Annotated in this window: 18 protein-coding genes; 5 read left to right on the top strand and 13 right to left on the bottom strand. The window is 71.5% G+C overall.

Annotation, left to right across the window (positions count from 1 at the left end; translation table 11 throughout):
• Positions 1-129 precede the first annotated feature (129 nt).
• Together BLT23_RS01805 and BLT23_RS01810 are read right to left on the bottom strand one after the other, a co-directional pair.
• Positions 130-714, bottom strand: a complete 585-nt coding sequence (locus BLT23_RS01805) for a histidine phosphatase family protein (RefSeq protein ID WP_090044781.1) — start codon at positions 712-714, stop codon at positions 130-132.
• Between the two features lie 93 nt (positions 715-807).
• Positions 808-1,542 (bottom strand): D-Ala-D-Ala carboxypeptidase family metallohydrolase, encoded by a 735-nt coding sequence (locus BLT23_RS01810; protein ID WP_090044783.1) that lies wholly within the window; start codon positions 1,540-1,542, stop codon positions 808-810.
• A gap of 148 nt (positions 1,543-1,690) precedes the next feature.
• On the opposite strand from BLT23_RS01810, the gene BLT23_RS01815 reads away from it, so the two are divergent.
• Complete coding sequence (locus BLT23_RS01815; protein WP_090044785.1) at positions 1,691-2,386, top strand: YqjF family protein; 696 nt, start codon at positions 1,691-1,693, stop codon at positions 2,384-2,386.
• Positions 2,387-2,389: 3 nt separating this feature from the next.
• On the opposite strand, the gene BLT23_RS01820 is transcribed toward BLT23_RS01815, so the two are convergent.
• Positions 2,390-2,617 carry a DUF2188 domain-containing protein gene (locus tag BLT23_RS01820; RefSeq protein WP_218133602.1) on the bottom strand — a complete coding sequence of 76 codons (228 nt, stop codon included), beginning with the start codon at positions 2,615-2,617 and terminating at the stop codon, positions 2,390-2,392.
• A 248-nt stretch (positions 2,618-2,865) separates the two neighbouring features.
• On the opposite strand from BLT23_RS01820, the gene BLT23_RS01825 reads away from it, so the two are divergent.
• Positions 2,866-4,104 (top strand): PP2C family protein-serine/threonine phosphatase, encoded by a 1,239-nt coding sequence (locus BLT23_RS01825; RefSeq protein ID WP_090044788.1) that lies wholly within the window; start codon positions 2,866-2,868, stop codon positions 4,102-4,104.
• Between the two features lie 11 nt (positions 4,105-4,115).
• Here BLT23_RS01825 and BLT23_RS01830 read toward each other — a convergent pair whose 3' ends face one another.
• Together BLT23_RS01830 and BLT23_RS01835 are read right to left on the bottom strand one after the other, a co-directional pair.
• A complete protein-coding gene (locus BLT23_RS01830; protein ID WP_090044790.1) occupies positions 4,116-5,015 on the bottom strand; it encodes an NAD-dependent epimerase/dehydratase family protein in 900 nt (299 codons plus the stop codon).
• A gap of 103 nt (positions 5,016-5,118) precedes the next feature.
• On the bottom strand, positions 5,119-5,703 hold the full coding sequence (locus BLT23_RS01835; RefSeq protein WP_090044791.1) for a helix-turn-helix domain-containing protein: 585 nt from the start codon (positions 5,701-5,703) through the stop codon (positions 5,119-5,121).
• Positions 5,704-5,801: 98 nt separating this feature from the next.
• On the opposite strand from BLT23_RS01835, the gene BLT23_RS01840 reads away from it, so the two are divergent.
• A complete protein-coding gene (locus BLT23_RS01840; protein WP_090044793.1) occupies positions 5,802-6,686 on the top strand; it encodes a helix-turn-helix domain-containing protein in 885 nt (294 codons plus the stop codon).
• On the opposite strand, the gene BLT23_RS41495 is transcribed toward BLT23_RS01840, so the two are convergent.
• From BLT23_RS41495 to BLT23_RS01850, 3 genes are read right to left on the bottom strand one after another with little or no spacing between them, the layout of a single operon-like run.
• Positions 6,658-6,921: a MarR family transcriptional regulator gene (locus BLT23_RS41495; protein ID WP_245743564.1), complete on the bottom strand. Its 264-nt coding sequence runs from the start codon at positions 6,919-6,921 to the stop codon at positions 6,658-6,660. The two genes, BLT23_RS01840 and BLT23_RS41495, sit on opposite strands and share 29 nt — an antisense overlap.
• The gene (locus tag BLT23_RS41500) at positions 6,840-7,055 is read right to left on the bottom strand and encodes a hypothetical protein (protein ID WP_245743578.1); all 216 of its coding nucleotides are present in this window, start codon (positions 7,053-7,055) and stop codon (positions 6,840-6,842) included. The genes BLT23_RS41495 and BLT23_RS41500 overlap by 82 nt, the downstream gene beginning before the upstream one ends.
• Before the next feature lie 26 nt (positions 7,056-7,081).
• Positions 7,082-7,819 (bottom strand): zf-HC2 domain-containing protein, encoded by a 738-nt coding sequence (locus BLT23_RS01850; RefSeq protein ID WP_245743443.1) that lies wholly within the window; start codon positions 7,817-7,819, stop codon positions 7,082-7,084.
• A gap of 64 nt (positions 7,820-7,883) precedes the next feature.
• Between BLT23_RS01850 and sigC the strand changes: the two genes are divergently transcribed.
• A complete protein-coding gene (sigC, locus tag BLT23_RS01855) occupies positions 7,884-8,453 on the top strand; it encodes an RNA polymerase sigma factor SigC (protein ID WP_245743444.1) in 570 nt (189 codons plus the stop codon).
• 6 nt (positions 8,454-8,459) lie between these two features.
• On the opposite strand, the gene BLT23_RS01860 is transcribed toward sigC, so the two are convergent.
• The 5 genes from BLT23_RS01860 to BLT23_RS01875 form a co-directional block, all read right to left on the bottom strand.
• Positions 8,460-9,863, bottom strand: a complete 1,404-nt coding sequence (locus BLT23_RS01860) for a PepSY-associated TM helix domain-containing protein (RefSeq protein ID WP_090044799.1) — start codon at positions 9,861-9,863, stop codon at positions 8,460-8,462.
• Between the two features lie 233 nt (positions 9,864-10,096).
• Positions 10,097-10,444 carry a hypothetical protein gene (locus BLT23_RS01865; RefSeq protein WP_090044800.1) on the bottom strand — a complete coding sequence of 116 codons (348 nt, stop codon included), beginning with the start codon at positions 10,442-10,444 and terminating at the stop codon, positions 10,097-10,099.
• Entirely contained in the window at positions 10,444-10,989 is a 546-nt protein-coding gene (locus BLT23_RS01870) for a SigE family RNA polymerase sigma factor (protein WP_245743445.1), read from the bottom strand. Before BLT23_RS01870 ends, BLT23_RS01865 begins: the two co-directional genes overlap by 1 nt.
• Entirely contained in the window at positions 10,953-11,126 is a 174-nt protein-coding gene (locus tag BLT23_RS40470) for a hypothetical protein (protein ID WP_176946546.1), read from the bottom strand. Before BLT23_RS40470 ends, BLT23_RS01870 begins: the two co-directional genes overlap by 37 nt.
• A gap of 135 nt (positions 11,127-11,261) precedes the next feature.
• Positions 11,262-13,664 carry a penicillin-binding protein gene (locus tag BLT23_RS01875; protein WP_245743446.1) on the bottom strand — a complete coding sequence of 801 codons (2,403 nt, stop codon included), beginning with the start codon at positions 13,662-13,664 and terminating at the stop codon, positions 11,262-11,264.
• Between the two features lie 217 nt (positions 13,665-13,881).
• Here BLT23_RS01875 and BLT23_RS01880 point away from each other — a divergent pair, with 217 nt between their 5' ends.
• Positions 13,882-14,685: a lysozyme gene (locus BLT23_RS01880; RefSeq protein ID WP_090045689.1), complete on the top strand. Its 804-nt coding sequence runs from the start codon at positions 13,882-13,884 to the stop codon at positions 14,683-14,685.

A 14,685-nucleotide genomic window follows, 5' to 3' on the forward strand; every position in this document is an offset into this window, starting at 1 on the left:
GGCGGAGGCCGCGCGAGAGGAACGGGCCGCCGCGCCGCCGGTCCCATCCGCACCGCCTGTCAGCCCTCGCGGATCCCGCCACGCCCAAGCCGCCCGAGCTGTCCGGCCCTCACCGGCGAGCCCGGTCGCTCAAGGCCGCATCCCCGGCCCGAACCCCGTCCACCGCAGCTCCTCCGGCAGGTGCCCCATGTCGTTGTAGGCCAGCAGCGACGGCGGCGTCGAGTCACGGTGCTGGATCGCGGTGACGGAGGCGTTGCCGCAGCTCATCGCCAGCCACCGATCGGCGGGGGCGCCGAGGGCGTCGCGCACCAGCCAGGCGACCTGGTAGGCGTGCGTCACCAGCACCTCGTGCGTCTCGGTCTCGGCGGGCCGGGCGAACCGGGCGGTCAGTGCCGCCGCGAGGCGGGCGCCTTCCGCAGCCTCCGCCGCGTCGAAGCCGTCGAAGAAACCCGTCCAGGCGGGCGGCGCGTTCTTCGGCACGTGCGGGACGTGGTCGGTCAGCTCCGCCGCCTCGGCGACTTCGGCGCCGGTCAGGGAGCCCAGGACGAGGGCGGTGTCGGCGGCCCGGGGCAGGGGCGAGTGCCACACGATGTCGATCGGGGACCGGGCCAGGCGTTCGCCGAGCAGGTGCGCCTGGCGGCTGCCGGTGCCGGTCAGCTCGCCGAACGCGCTCGCCGCGCCGTGGCGCACCACGTACAGGTGTCTGGTCGCCATGTCTCCAACCACGATGTTCGCATCACTCGGATGATGTGAACATCCTAAATGCCTGCCGCGCGAGCCGGGAAGGTCGCGCGGCAGGCGGACAGGTCAGGACACGCCGCAGTTGGGCGCCGACCAGAAGCGGCCGGAGCGGTGGGCGACGTGCACGTGGTCGTTGTGCCCGGTGTAGCCCGGCCCGAGGATCTCGGCGAAGCCGTGGTTGCGGGCCTGCTTCGCCAGCGCGCAGAAGCCCATCGAGCCGGCGCCCAGGTCGACGGCGTCGCCGTACAGGTGGCGGCTGTTGGCCACGCCGCCGACGTTCCTGTTGCAGGTCACGCTGCGGAAGCCGCCGTTGACGGTGATGGGCCTGTCGCCCAGCGCGTGCCGCATGGCCTGCAGCTTCCACATGGACACCAGCGCGTTGGCGCGGGCGGTCGCCGCCGAGACGTTGCCGCCCGACCAGTCGGAGTTGCACCGGTTGAGCTCGGCGTAGGTGAAGTTGACCGGCGTGCAGTCGTTGTCCTGCAACGCGTAGAGCTTCGAGAACGTGGCGGGGCCGGCGATGCCGTCCGCGCCGAGGCCGTACGCCTGCTGGAACCGCGTCACGGCCGCCTTGGTGGCGGGGCCGAACGAGCCGTCGATGCCGAGCACGGCGCCGTAGCCGGGGTAGCCGGCCACGCGGATCTGCAGCTGGCGGACGTCCTCACCGGACGCTCCTTGCGAAAGAGTGCGTCCCCAGGTGTAACACGCGTCGGCCGCCACCGGGTCGGCCTGTGCGGCGGCCGGTGCGACACCGAGACCGACGACCAGGCCGAGCAGGGATAAGACGATGCGAAGTCTCATGACAGCGCTACCTTTCGATCACAGGGACGTGCAGACTGTCGAGTCCCCGGTGCGTCTGTCAATGAGCAACTAAATGAACTTCGAGTGCGACGAAGAGGAACCACCCGGATAGCCGCCGGAACCGCCGCCCTCGGGTTGAATCGGGACCATGACCTTCGCTTCGCCGAGGACCATCGGCCGGTCGGCGCTGACGCAGTGGTGGGGTGACGTCACGTTCCTCCATTGGGCGGTGTCCCCTGACACCGTGGGACATCTGCTGCCCGCGGGTGTCCGGCCGGACACGGTGGACGGACGGACGTTCGTGGGGCTCATCGCGTTCCGGCTGTCGCCGCTGGGCTGGCCGGCGCTGGCGGGCCGGTGGAGCTTCCCGGAGACGAACGTGCGGCTGTACACGGTCGACGGTGCGGGACGGCGTGGCGTCGTGTTCCTGTCGATGGACGCGGGCGACGTGACGTTCGTGGCCGGTGCGCGGCTCACGCTCGGACTGCCGTACATGGTGTCGGACATGGCGGTGCGCCGGGACGGCGGCGAGATCACCTACACCTGCCGGCGCAGGTGGCCGCGTCGTCCCGGCGCGACGAGCACGCTCACGGTGCGGCCGGGGGAGAGGATCGAGCCGAGCCCGGTGGACGAGTTCCTCACGGCCAGGTGGGGACTGCACACGTCCTGGCTGGGCCGGACCACGTACCTGCCGAACCACCACGCGCCGTGGGACCTCCACCGCGCCACGGTCGTCCACGGTGACGACAACCTGGTGGCGTCGGCGGGGATCGCGGTCACAGGACCGCCCATGAGCGTCCTGTACTCGCCGGGGGTGCGGGCGAGGTTCGGGCTTCCGGCGTGACGGTCAGTCGGGGATGTCGCGCGGGTCGCTGCTGCGCGGGTAGGTGTTCTTCTCGCCGATGGTGCCGTCCATGTTGCGGATGATGTGCTCGACGCCGCGCTCGATGGCCATCTCGCGGCCCTTGGCGACGGCCTCCGCCTTGGTGTCGTGCGTGCTGGATGCCTGTGAGTTGCCTTCCACCTTGTTCTTCCACGTCCCGTTCTCGTGGTAGGTCTCCACATCGCCCTGCATCACGGCCTCCTCGCTCGTGGGGTCGGGGGGAGGGTGCCCAGTCCGCCGATCATCGACACCACCGGGGGCGGAACGATGCGCGAGTCCGAAGTGGACTGCCGGTGGCCGGCGTCACGTGACGCGGCTCGTCCCGGCCGCCGGCGTTTGTCATGCGACAATGGTCCGGACGGTGACGGCACGGCGGCGGGGGCTTGGTGGGGACGGATGAGGCTGCGGTGCGCACCTTTCTGTGACCTTGGTCTGGTGGCATGACGACAGGGCTGCCCGCCGCGACCGGCGGTGTCGAGGCGTTGCGGGCGCTGCTGCGGTCCCTCTGCGACGAGCACGGTGTGGACGTCGAGCTCCGGGCCCGTCTCGTGCTCAGCGCGACGCTGCTGGCGCGCGGCCACCTCACGGCCGAGCCCGCCACCGCCCGCGCCGAGGTGCGGACGGACCAGGACGGCGCGGCGACCCTGGTGGTCACGGTGCCGTTGCGCGCACCGCTCGACCGCACGCGTCCGCTGAACCTGCCGTTGCTCCCCGAACCCGTGGACGGACCCGCCGCCGTGTGGCACGTCCCGTGCGGCGGGCAGTCGCGCGACGACGGAGCAGCCGACGACGGGGCAGCTGACGACAGGGCAGCTGACGACGACCTGCGCGCCACCGAGCTGGAGCTGCGGGCGAGCCTGGGGCGCACCGAGGAGCTGGAGCGCGAGCGCCGGCAGCTGCAGGAGGAGCTGGCCGAGACCAACACCGGCGTGCTCGCGATGTACGTCGAGCTGGAGCAGCGCGACGAACAGCTCCGCCGGGCCCACGCGGTGATCTTCCGCGAGCTGGAGGACGCCCTGCGCCCGCCGCCTCCGGTCGTCGCGGGCGTCGAGCTGGCCGTGCACTACAAGCCCGCTGACCGGGACGCGCCCACGGGCGGCGACCTGTACGACTGGTTCGTCCTCCCGGACGGCAGCCTGCAGATCATCGTCGTCGACGCCGTGGGCCACGGCGTCACCTGCACCCGCAACGCCCTCAACGTCACGCACACCATCCGCACGCTGACCCGCGAGGGCCACGCGTTCGAACACCTGGTGCGGCGGGCCGCCGAGATCGACGAGGGCCCGATGGCGACCGTGCTGCTCGCCCGGCTCGACCCGCGCACCGGTGAGCTGCGCCTCGCCGGTGGCGGCCACCCGCCCGCACTGCTGGTGCCCGCCGCCGGAGAACCCGTCTACCTGCACGCACCCGGCCGTGGCGTGGGGTTCCCCTCACCCGGCAGCACCGAGGTCCGCACCGCCCTGATGAGGCCCGGCGACCAGCTGCTGCTCTACACCGACGGGCTCGTGGAGAGCCGCGGCGACGTGGACGAGGGCGAGGAACGGCTCGTCAGCGCGGCCGGGAAGCACGCGAAGGACCCGCTGGACACGGCGCTGTCCGCCATCGTGCGGGAGATGCACGACGTGGTCGTGTACACCGACGACACGGTCCTGCTGGGCCTCCGGTTCGGCTCGGCCTGACGCAGCCCTGCCTAACGCACCACCAGGTCCTGCCGGACCCAGTCGGGCATCGAGCCGTGAGAGGGCTTCCACCCCAGCTCGCGGGCACGGGTGGCGCGGACGCGGCTGTTCGCGCCCAGCGCGTACCGGGCCTTGCCCTCGCCCCAGGCCGCGGCGGCGTCGGCCAGTGGCCACGGCTGGACCGGGCCGAGCCCGAGCCGGTCGGCGACGGCCGCGCCGATCTCCGCGAACGACGACTCGCCGTTCTCCACGAAGTAGAACCCCGCGGCGGAGGGGTCGGTGAGAACCAGCGAGTACAGCGCCGCCATGTCGTCGAGGTGCACGGTGGACCAGGTGTTGGCGCCGGTGCCCACCACCCGGACGACCCCGCTCGCCCGCGCCTGCTCGACCAGCGGCGTCAGCAGCACGGTGTCGGGGTTGGGCTGCCGTCCGGTGCCGTAGATCAGGGAGTTGCACAGCACGACACCGCGCACGCCGTCCGCCGCGACGACGTCCATGTCGAGCGCGAACCTGGCCTGCCGCACGGGATGGGAGTCCGCGACCACCTCGTCCGCGTCGTCGAAGACGTGCGGGGACAGCGCGAGCCCTCGGGCGTCGTCGCCGATGAGGCTGGTGCCGCTGGTGTGCACCAACGGCTTGCCGCTTCCCCGCAGACCGCGCAGCAACGCCTCGGCGGCGCCGCGGTGGTCGCTGTTCGCCGCGTTGACGACGCCGTCCGCGCGTTCCGCCTCCGCGGCCAGCAGACCGGCGTCGTCCAGGTCGCCCTGGACGGGCACGACCCCGGCCTCCCGCAGGAACGGCGCGTGATCGGGGTTGCGGACGAGGCCGCGCACCGCGTGGCCCTCCGCGGTGAGCCGTGCGCCGATGGCGCCGCCGATGTATCCGGCAGCGCCGGTGAGGAAGATGTTCATCGTGCCCTTCTCGGTGGTGACCGTCTCGTCCCGACGCTAGGCCGGACGGCGGGACACCACCGAGGAAGTTTGACCGGCGGGCAAAACGCGGCCGCCGGTCCGGTCAGACGGCCACCCGCGCCGCGGCCCGCACCTTGGCGCGTTCGCCCTGGTGGCCGAGGATGCTGAGCACCTCGACCGGGTGGTCGTCGGCGGGGCCGAACCAGTGCGGCGTCCTCGTGTCGAACTCGGCCGTCTCACCGGGGTTCAGCACGACGTCCTCGCCGCCGAGGACGAGCCGCAGCCGCCCGTCCAGGACGTAGAGCCACTCGTAGCCCTCGTGGCTCGCCACCTCCGGCATCCGGCGGCGCCGAGGGGAGATGACGAGCTTGTACGCCTGCAGGTTCCCCGGCCTCCTGGCCAGCGGCAGCAGCGTCATCCCGTTGCGGCTCACGGGTTTCAGCCGCAGCCGGGGATCACCGGTCTCGGGCGCGGCGACCAGGTCGTCCAGCGACACGCGCAGCTCGCGGGCGAGCACCAGCAGCACCTCCAGGCTCGGCCGGCGCTGCCCGTTCTCCAGGCGCGACAACATGCTGACGGACATCCCGGCCGCCCCGGACAGCTCGGCCAGCGTGAGCCCGCGGTGCCGGCGCAGGCTCCGCAGCCGGGGCCCGATGGCGTCCACCGTGGAGGTCACGTCCTGGTCCATCACCCCAGTCTGCCAGCAGGGCAACCGCTCCCCGCCCGGCTCCGGGTATCCCTGTCAGGGACACGCACCGCGCGCGGACCGGGGTCATACTCGGAGACGTGGATGAGATCGCGAGGCTCGGGGAGTTCCTCAGGACCCGGCGCGCGCAGCTGCGTCCTGAGGACGTCGGCGTGCCCACCTACGGCGAGCGGCGGCGCGTGCCGGGGCTGCGCCGCGACGAGCTCGCCCGGCTGGCCGGTGTGAGCAGCTCCTACTACACGAGACTCGAACAGGGGCACTCGACCGGCGCCTCGGCGGAGGTGCTGGACGCGCTCGCCACCGCGTTGCGCCTGGACGACGACGAACGCCGCCACCTGCACACCCTCGCCAGGCCCGTGCGTCCCGCCCGCAGGCGCAGGCCCGCTCCCGAACGCGTGGGCGAGGCGACGGGAGAGCTGCTCGCCGCGCTGGAGGACGTGCCCGCGCTCGCGCTCGGCCGCCGCACCGACGTGCTGGCGTGGAACCGGCTCGGGCACGCGCTGTTCGCCGGTCACCTGGACTTCGGCGCCGTGGACGACCCGGCGCGCCGCCCGAACATGGCCCGCCTGGTGTTCCTCGACCCGCACTCGCGCGACCTGTACCCGGACTGGCCGGTCAAGGCGAGGGCCGCGGTGGGCAACCTGCGCATGATCGCCGCGCAGCACCCCGACGACGCCTCGCTGTACGAGCTGGTCGGCGAGCTCAGCTCCACCAGCGCGGAGTTCGCCTCGATGTGGGCCGACCACCGCGTCCGGCCCTGCGCCACGGCCGTCTACGGGATGCGGCACCCCGTCGTCGGGTCGCTGACCGTCACGCAGCAGACCCTGACCAACGGCACGGGAACGTGCGTCGTGATCGCGACGACGGAACAGGGCTCGCCGTCGCAGGCCGCGTTGTCCCTGCTGGCGCAGGCAGCCGCCGAGTCGTCCGCGCGGGTCAGCCGGACCGGCGGCCGCGTGCGGTGAGCTGCCGCGTCTGCTCGCGCAGCACCTCCGCCGTCCGCGTCACCCAGTCGGCGATCACGGCCTGCTCCTCGGCCGAGTAGCGGGCGGCCAGCTCCGCCATCGCCTTCTCCAGCCCGCCGAACGCGTCCCCGAACGCGCCGGGCACCGCGGTGATCACCAGCCTGCGCCGGTCCTCGGGGTCGGGGGAGCGCCGGGCGAGCCCCGCCCGTTCCAGCCGGTCGACGACGCCGGTGATCGCGCCGGGGGTGAGCCCAGCTCCTTGGCCAGCTGACCGGCGGACACCGACCCGGCGCCGATGAACGCGAGCGCCCGCTGGTCGACCGCGGTCACGCCCAGGCTGGCCCCGACGGCCTCGTGGAACGCGACCACGGCGGTGCTCAGCTCTCGTCTCGAAGTCAGGCGGCGCGGTGGCGGGTGACCGGGCGCAGCCGGACGCGGCGGCGGGTGCGGGGCCGGTCGGCGCGGCCGGACAGGTCACCGGACGTGCTCGTCTCGCCGGACTCGTCGCCCGCGGCCGGGGTGCGCCCGCCGGGGTCGCGTCCGGCGAAGTGCACGAGGGCCAGCAGGGCGAGCCCCGCCAGCAGCAGCGAGTGCGACAGGACGCGGCCGACCGTGGCCGTGCCGCTGAGGAGGTCGCTCGCCGAGTAGGGAACGAGCACCGCGACGAACGCGGCCGTGACGGGCAGCGTGCCCGACGTCGCGGCCGGGCGCAGCGCCGTCCACAGCAGGCCCAGCCCCAGCGCGAGGTTCCAGGCCGTGCTCTCGTTGAACAGGTGGCTGCCGCCGACGCCGGTGGCGTGCCCGCCGTGGCCGCCCGTCCCACCGCCGATGACCTGGGCGAGACCGAGGGTCAGCTGCGCGACCGCGACACCGCCGAGCAGCATGCGCGGCAGCCAGTCCCGCGTCTTGGCCGGTTCGAGCTCCCCGGCCTCCGCCATGATCGCGGCGGTGAGGTCGGGCACCGCGGTGGCGGGACGGACGCGCAGGGAGCGGGTGAGGGTCGCGGCGCTCTCCTCCCACACCCGGCAGGACGCGCACGCCGCCAGGTGCTCGTCGGCCTGCTCGGCGGGCACGCCTTCCGGTTCGCCGTCGAGCCGCGCGGACAGGGCTTCTCGGCAGGTGTCGCACTCCACGCACCTATTGTCGGCCATGAGGCGTAACCGGTTCCCCACACGCGTTGGGTTACTCTCACGAGTCGTGTCGACTTCGAGGAGTGACGACGAGGCGGTCACCGCGTGGGCGCTCGCCGCGGGTGCCGGTGACCGGGTCGCGCTGGAGCGGTTCATCCGCTCGACGCAGCGCGACGTCTGGAGGCTCGTCGCCCACCTCGGCGGGATCGGCGTCGCCGACGACCTCACCCAGGACGTGTACCTGCGCGCGCTGCGCAGCCTGCCCGGCTTCGAGGCGCGCTCGTCCGCGCGCACCTGGCTGCTCTCCATCGCCCGCCGCACGGTCGTCGACCACGTCCGCGCGTCCGTCGCCCGCCCGTCGATCGCCTGGTCGGCCGACTACCAGGTGGCCTCGGACGCCGGCCGGTACGCCGAACACGCGCGGTCGGCGGGCTTCGAGGACGTCGTGGAGCTCACCGTCCTGCTCGCGGGCCTCGCGCCGGAACGACGCGAGGCCCTGCTGCTCACCCAGGTGCTCGGCCTCTCCTACGCCGAAGCCGCCGAGGTCGCCGGATGCCCCGTCGGGACGATCCGGTCCCGCGTCGCGCGCGCCAGGGAGGACCTGGTCGGCGGCCAGGCGCGGGAAGGCGTCGGCTGAGCCGCCTCAGGTGGTGCGCCGAGCCCTGACCGCGCCGACGATCCCGTCGAAGACCAGGAACGCCACCAGACTGATGCCGAGCAACGGCAAGGCCCACCCGATCGCGATGAGCACCAGCGGCGCCGGGATGACGAACCACAACGGCAGTTGTTGCCACGCACCCCGCTTCGGCGCGGACCCGAACGGCGCGCGCCGGTCTTCCCGGGTCGGGCGGCGCTGCCACCACATGCGGTAGCCGAAGAAGATCAGCGCCAGGATCGACCCCGCGACGAGCAGCAGCACGATCTGGTTGGCCAGTCCGAACAACACGCCCATGTGCGCGTGAATGCCCAAAGTGGACAGTTGCGCGAGCACCGGCCGGTCGGCGAAGTCCGCACGAGCGGTGACGGTCGCGGTGGCCGGGTCGACCGCGGCCTTGTCCTGCCGGACCGGCCACGTGTTGTCGATCTGCGTGACGGACCAGGCCGCCCCGGGAGCACCGGGCGCGACCTCCACCGGCCCGTCCAGCCCCGCCGCCGAGGCCGTGGCCAGCACCCGGTCGAACGTGGCCGCGTCCACCGGACCGGCGGCAGCAGTGCCGTTGTGCTCGGAGTGCCGACCGTCACCGGAACCGGCCGGAGCCGAGCCCGGCAACGACGTGTCGAGCACAGGAGCCTTGGCGTTCAACGCGGTCAGGGCAGCGTTGAAGTTCTCCCCGGCGTAGGTCGACCACGTCAGGCCGGTAGCCGACAGGAACAGGGCGCCGGCCAACACCCACGTTCCCAGACTCCCGTGCCAGGACCGCGTCTTCCGCACCCCCTTGGCCCCGCGCTCGGGAACGAGCAACGCCCGCCGCCCCTTGCCCCGGCGGCCGATCCACAACACCAGCCCGACCAGCGCCAGGACCCAGAGCCAGCTGGCCGCCAGCTCCGAGTAGACCGTGCCCGCGGGACCCAGGTTGAGGTCGCGGTGCAGCTGGTCGAGCCACGTGACCGCCGGGGTGGCCCCGGACCAGGTGGTCAGCTCGCCCTGCACCTGCGCGGTGTACGGGTTGACGTAGACGGTCTGCGTGTACTCGTCGGGCAGGTCCGGGACGGTGAAGACGATCCTGGTGGTGGCTTCGGGGTCCTCGAAGACCTGCACCGCAGTCACCGTGCCGTCGGGTCGCGCCGACTGGGCGGCCCGCACCTGCTCCGAGACCGGCTGCGGGGAGCCTGCCGGTTCCACCCACAGCTTGTCGCTGTAGAGGAAGTTGTCCAGCTGCGGGGCGAAGGCGTAGAGCATGCCGGTCGTCGCGGCTATGACGAGGAACGGGCCGATGAAGATCCCGGCGTAGAAGTGCAGTCTGCGCAAGAGGGGGAGGACGGAGATCTGGGGAGTGGTGCGGGGTGGTTCGGTCGCCGGTTTCAGGTCGGCCGGGGGAGCGGACATGGGGGCACCTCGGGGATGTCGGGGGATGAGCGGGTGTTGGTGGACTAGTCGGATGGAGGTGCCGATCGGTTCCCGGAACGACCACGGCGGGAAGCCCGGGCACGCCCAGCCCTGCCTCCGCCGGGTACACCCCAGATCCGGCGATGCGAAGGAGCCGTCCTCCCTCGCGCGGCTGCTGTGCGGTAAAGCCCCGATCGCGATCGCCGCGAAGCGGCGATGAACCTCAGACTCACTCAGCGGGTGCCGGTTGTCGTGGTCGCGGCCGTCTCCCGGTTCGTGGTCCGGGTGGTGGTTGTCTGCGGAGTGGTGAGTGGCACGTCGCTCGTCGTCATGTGCGTTGTCGAATTCGACGGCGCGGCAGGTTCGACGGGGACGGCAGGACCCTTGGGCAGCAACGCGAACGCCAGCGTCGCCACACCGGCCGCGGCGAGCGCACTGCCGATCACGGCGGCGTTGCGGCGGCGCGCTCTCACCGCCCGGCCTCGGGAGATCACTCGGGCCGCCGAGTTGTCGTCGGGTGGTGGCGTCTCGCCGCGTCGCAACACGGTGAAGGTTGTGCGCAGGGTGTCCTCGTGCTCCATCACACCTCCAGCCGTGACTGGCCGAACCCCGGTCCGAGCTTCTCCCGCAGCGTTCGCAGGCCCTTGCTGGTCTGCGACTTGACCGTGCCCGTCGAGCAGTTGAGGGCGGTGGCCACGTCGTCGATGCTCATGTCGTTCCAGTAGCGCAGCACGAGGACGGCGCGTTGGCGTGCGGGCATCTTCGACAGGGCCTCCCACACCACGATGCCGTCCTCGGTGTCCGGTGAGTCGACGAGGCTTTCCGGTGGGGAGTCGGTGAGCTTTTCGCGGCGCCAGCGGACTTTGCGGCGTTCGGCGAGGAAGGTTCGCACGACGATCTGTTGCAGGTAGCCCTCGATGTACGAGTGGCTGGCCAGTTTCGGGCCGGCCAGGTAGAGCTTGAGGAACGCTGCTTGCAGCACGTCCTCCGCCTCGTGCCAGTTGCCGCACATCAGGAACGCCGTGAAGCGCATCTGGTCGTTGCAGCGGTCGTAGAGGCTGGTGAACTCGGTGTCCCAGTCCAGCGCCGTCACCTCTCCACCGAGGACGACGGCGTGCTCCGCCATGTCATGTCGTCGGTCCTGACGACCGTGGGCCGCTGCTCGGGGAGCCGCTCGTCGTCGGCGAGGGTGAGCAGGGGCACGAGGACGATCGCGGTGGCCACCACCAAGGCGGCCACCGCGATCAGCTGTCCTCTGCGCATCGGAAGTCTCCGCAAGGTCGGTGGCACCCGGGAGGTGCCCTCACCCCGATCAATGCGGTTGGAGTCGCGTCAGGTTGCCCTGTGTCGCCGACGTTTCCGTCACGCGTCCTGTGGGGACGTCCGCTGAGGAGCGTCTCAGGTGGTCGGCGGCGAGGAGGATGGTGCGGGGGGTTCCGGAGCGACGGGGCGGGGTGCGGCGGCCGGGGGTGGGCCGTTGCTCACCGAGATCGTCACCGGGGTTCCCTTCACGGCCACGCCCTGAGGCGTCTGGGCGATGACCGAGCCGGCCGGCTTCATCGAGTCGACGCGCACCGTGGTGACCTCGTAGCCCGCGTCGCGCAGCGTCGCCGACGCCTTGGTGTGGTCGGTGCCGATGACGTCAGGCACCTTGAGCTGCCCGTCGCCGTGCCGGAAGCGGTCCTCGACGGGCGGCAGCGGCTTCTCCGGCAGGTCGGCGTGGACCTTCGTCATCGCGTCGAACCAGGTGGCCGCGGGAATCGTGCCGCCGTAGATGTTGCCCTCCTCGCACAGCCTGGGCGGGCCGGCGCCGATGCAGATCCCCTTCGGCGTGGTGCTGTCGTTGAACACCTGCACCGCGGCGGCGTAGTCGGGCGTCGCGCCGAGGTAGGCGGCGGACTTGTACTCCTCCGTCGTCCCGGTCTTGCCCATCATCGGCCGCTTCCACCCGGCCTTCTGCGCCGACTGGGCCGCCGTGCCCTGGCCCTTGCTGTCCTCGCTCAGCCCGGTGGCGAGCGCGTTGGCGAGGGGTTCGGACACAGTCTGCTCGCACGGCGGCTTCTTCAGCTCGACGGGCTTGCCGTCGCGGTCGAGGACCTGCCGCACGGGTGTGGGCTCGCACCACTTGCCGCCGCTGATGATCGTCGCCGCGACATTGGCCAGCTCCAGGGTGCTCGACGGAGCCGGTCCGAGCGTGAACGAGGCGTTGCCGTAAGACTTGTAGTACTCGGCCTGGGAGACGCGGAGCTCCTTCTGCGCCTTCGGGTCCGGCTTCGTGCCCGCGATGTTCGTGGCCATCGTCCTGCGCATGCCGAGCCGCGACGCCATGTCGACCACCGCGTCGAGGCCCACGCGTTCCTCCAGCATCACGAAGGCCGTGTTCGGCGACGTGGCGAGCGCCTGCCGCAGCGGCATCTGCGGCGGGTAGCGGTCGTTGTGGTTCGAGAGGCAGTACCAGTAGGTGTTGGGCTCCCCGGTGGCGGGACAGGACGGGGCGCCGCCCTTGAACACCCTGGAGGTGTAGGTGTTGGGGGAGGGGATCACGGTGTCGATGCCGATGCCCTTCTCCAGGGCGGCGGCCGCGGTGAAGACCTTGTAGACCGACCCGGTGCCGAACTTGTTCTCCACGCCGCTCGGCAGGTCGAACTGCGTCTGGAACTCCTCCTTCTTCAGCCCGTAGTCGCGGTTGGCGACCAGCGCCACGACCTCGTGCCTGTCCTTGCCCGGCCGCACGACCGCCATCGTGTTCGCGACACCGGGGGTGTTCTTCGGCGCCTGCGCCTCGACGGCCTGCTTCGCCTGCTCGGTGATCTTCGGGTCGAGCGTCGTCTCGATCCGGTAGCCGCCGATCTTCAGCTCCTCCAGGTTGAACCCTGCCTCCTCCAGGTACTGCACGAGGAACGAGCAGAAGAACCCGTAGGACGGGCCGGCGCCGACGCATCCGGTCTGCAGTGGACGGACGGGCTCGCTCAGGCCCAGCGGCTCCGCCTTGTAGCGGTCCGCGTCCGCCTGCGTCAGCTTGCCGTCCACGACCATCGCGTCGATCACGAGGTTGCGGCGCTCGATCGCCTTGTCCGGCCGCGCCTCCGGGTCCAGCGCCGTCGGGCTGTTCACCATGCCCGCGAGCGTCGCGGACTGGGTGATGGTCAGCTTGTCCGGTGTCGTCTCGAAGTACGCCTGCGCCGCCGCCGCGACACCGAAGATCGTCGAGCCGAACGGCACGAGGTCGAGGTACCGGCTGAGGATCTCGTCCTTGGTCAGCGCGGTCTCCAGGCCCACGGCGATGCGCGCCTCGCGCAGCTTGCGGGTGATGCTCTGCTCCTGCGCCTCGCGCTGCGCGTTCTTGTCGGTCCTGGCGAGCACGTGCACGAGGTAGTTCTTCACGTACTGCTGGGTGAGGGTGGACGCGCCCTGCTGCACGGTTCCACTGGAGTTGTTGCGCGCCAACGCCCGCATCGTCGCGATCCAGTCGACACCGGAGTGCTCGTGGAAGCGCCGGTCCTCGATCGCGAGCAGCGCGTCCTTCATGTTCTGCGAGATCTTGTCCGGTGGTGTCCGCACCCGGTACTGGTCGTAGAGGTGCGCGATCGGCGCGCCGTCCTTGTCCGTCACCGTCGTCATCAGCGGCGGCTCGGTGTCGAGCATCAGCGCCAGGGTCGACTTCACCTGGTCGCTCAGCTTGTTGGAGAACGCCCCCAGCGTCACGGTGGTGGGCAGGAGGAGCCCGGCGACCAGAAGGCCCGCGAGCAGGCAGAAGCCGGTGAGTTTCGCGGTACTGCGCGAGACCTTCTTGCGATCCACGTTCGGACTCCTCTCATAAAGCGGCGTCCGACGGTTACCCTGCGAAACACACTTCAGCCGCCCGGAACGAATGAACCGGCGGCCGGAATTCGTCACCCGGTGTGCAGGAAGCCGAGTTCGGTCACCCCGTCGTGTCAAGAAATGACTGTCCGGTTTTTCCGATCCTGCTGCGGGTAGCTGGCCACCAGGACCATTCACGCACCGGGGAGGAATTCCAATGCTGTCGCGATCACGTGCTGTCCACCTCGCCATTCGCACCGCTGCGATCGCGTTGGCCGCGAGCATTCTGAGCCCGGTCACCGCCCACGCCCAGGAGGGCTTGGAGGACCACGCGGCGGGCTCGCAGATCGCCAAGCACGAGGGTACCGCCGACATGCCGATGAGCCCACCCGAACTGGCAGCGGGCCGGGTCGACGGCATCGACGTGAGCAGCCACCAGGGCAACGTCGACTGGGGCCACTGGTGGCGGTCGGGCAAGCGGTTCGCCTACGTCAAGGCGACCGAGGGCACGACCTACAAGAACCCGCACTTCACCCAGCAGTACAACGGGTCCGCGTCCGTCGGCATGACGCGGGGCTCGTACCACTTCGCCCTGCCGAACAAGTCCGACGGCGCTACGCAGGCGCGGTTCTTCGTCGCGAACGGCGGCGGCTGGTCGAAGGACGGCCGCACGCTGCCGGGCACGCTCGACATCGAGTACAACCCGTACGGCGAGACCTGCTACAACATGAGTCACAGCGCGATGGTCGGCTGGATCCGCAGCTTCAGCGACACCTACCACGCGCTCACCGGGCGCTGGCCGGTGATCTACACGTCCGCGCAGTGGTGGGACAGGTGCACGGGCCGCACCGGTGACTTCAGCTCCACGAACCCGTTGTGGCTCGCCCGGTACGCGGCCTCGGTCGGCCCGATGCCGTTCAAGTGGCCGTTCCACACGATCTGGCAGTACTCGTCGTCGCCGATCGACCAGAACGCCTTCAACGGCGGCCCCGACCGGCTGGCCGCCCTGGCATCGGGATGA

The sequence above is a fragment of the Lentzea fradiae genome (genome assembly GCF_900100955.1).
Taxonomy (GTDB): domain Bacteria; phylum Actinomycetota; class Actinomycetes; order Mycobacteriales; family Pseudonocardiaceae; genus Lentzea; species Lentzea fradiae.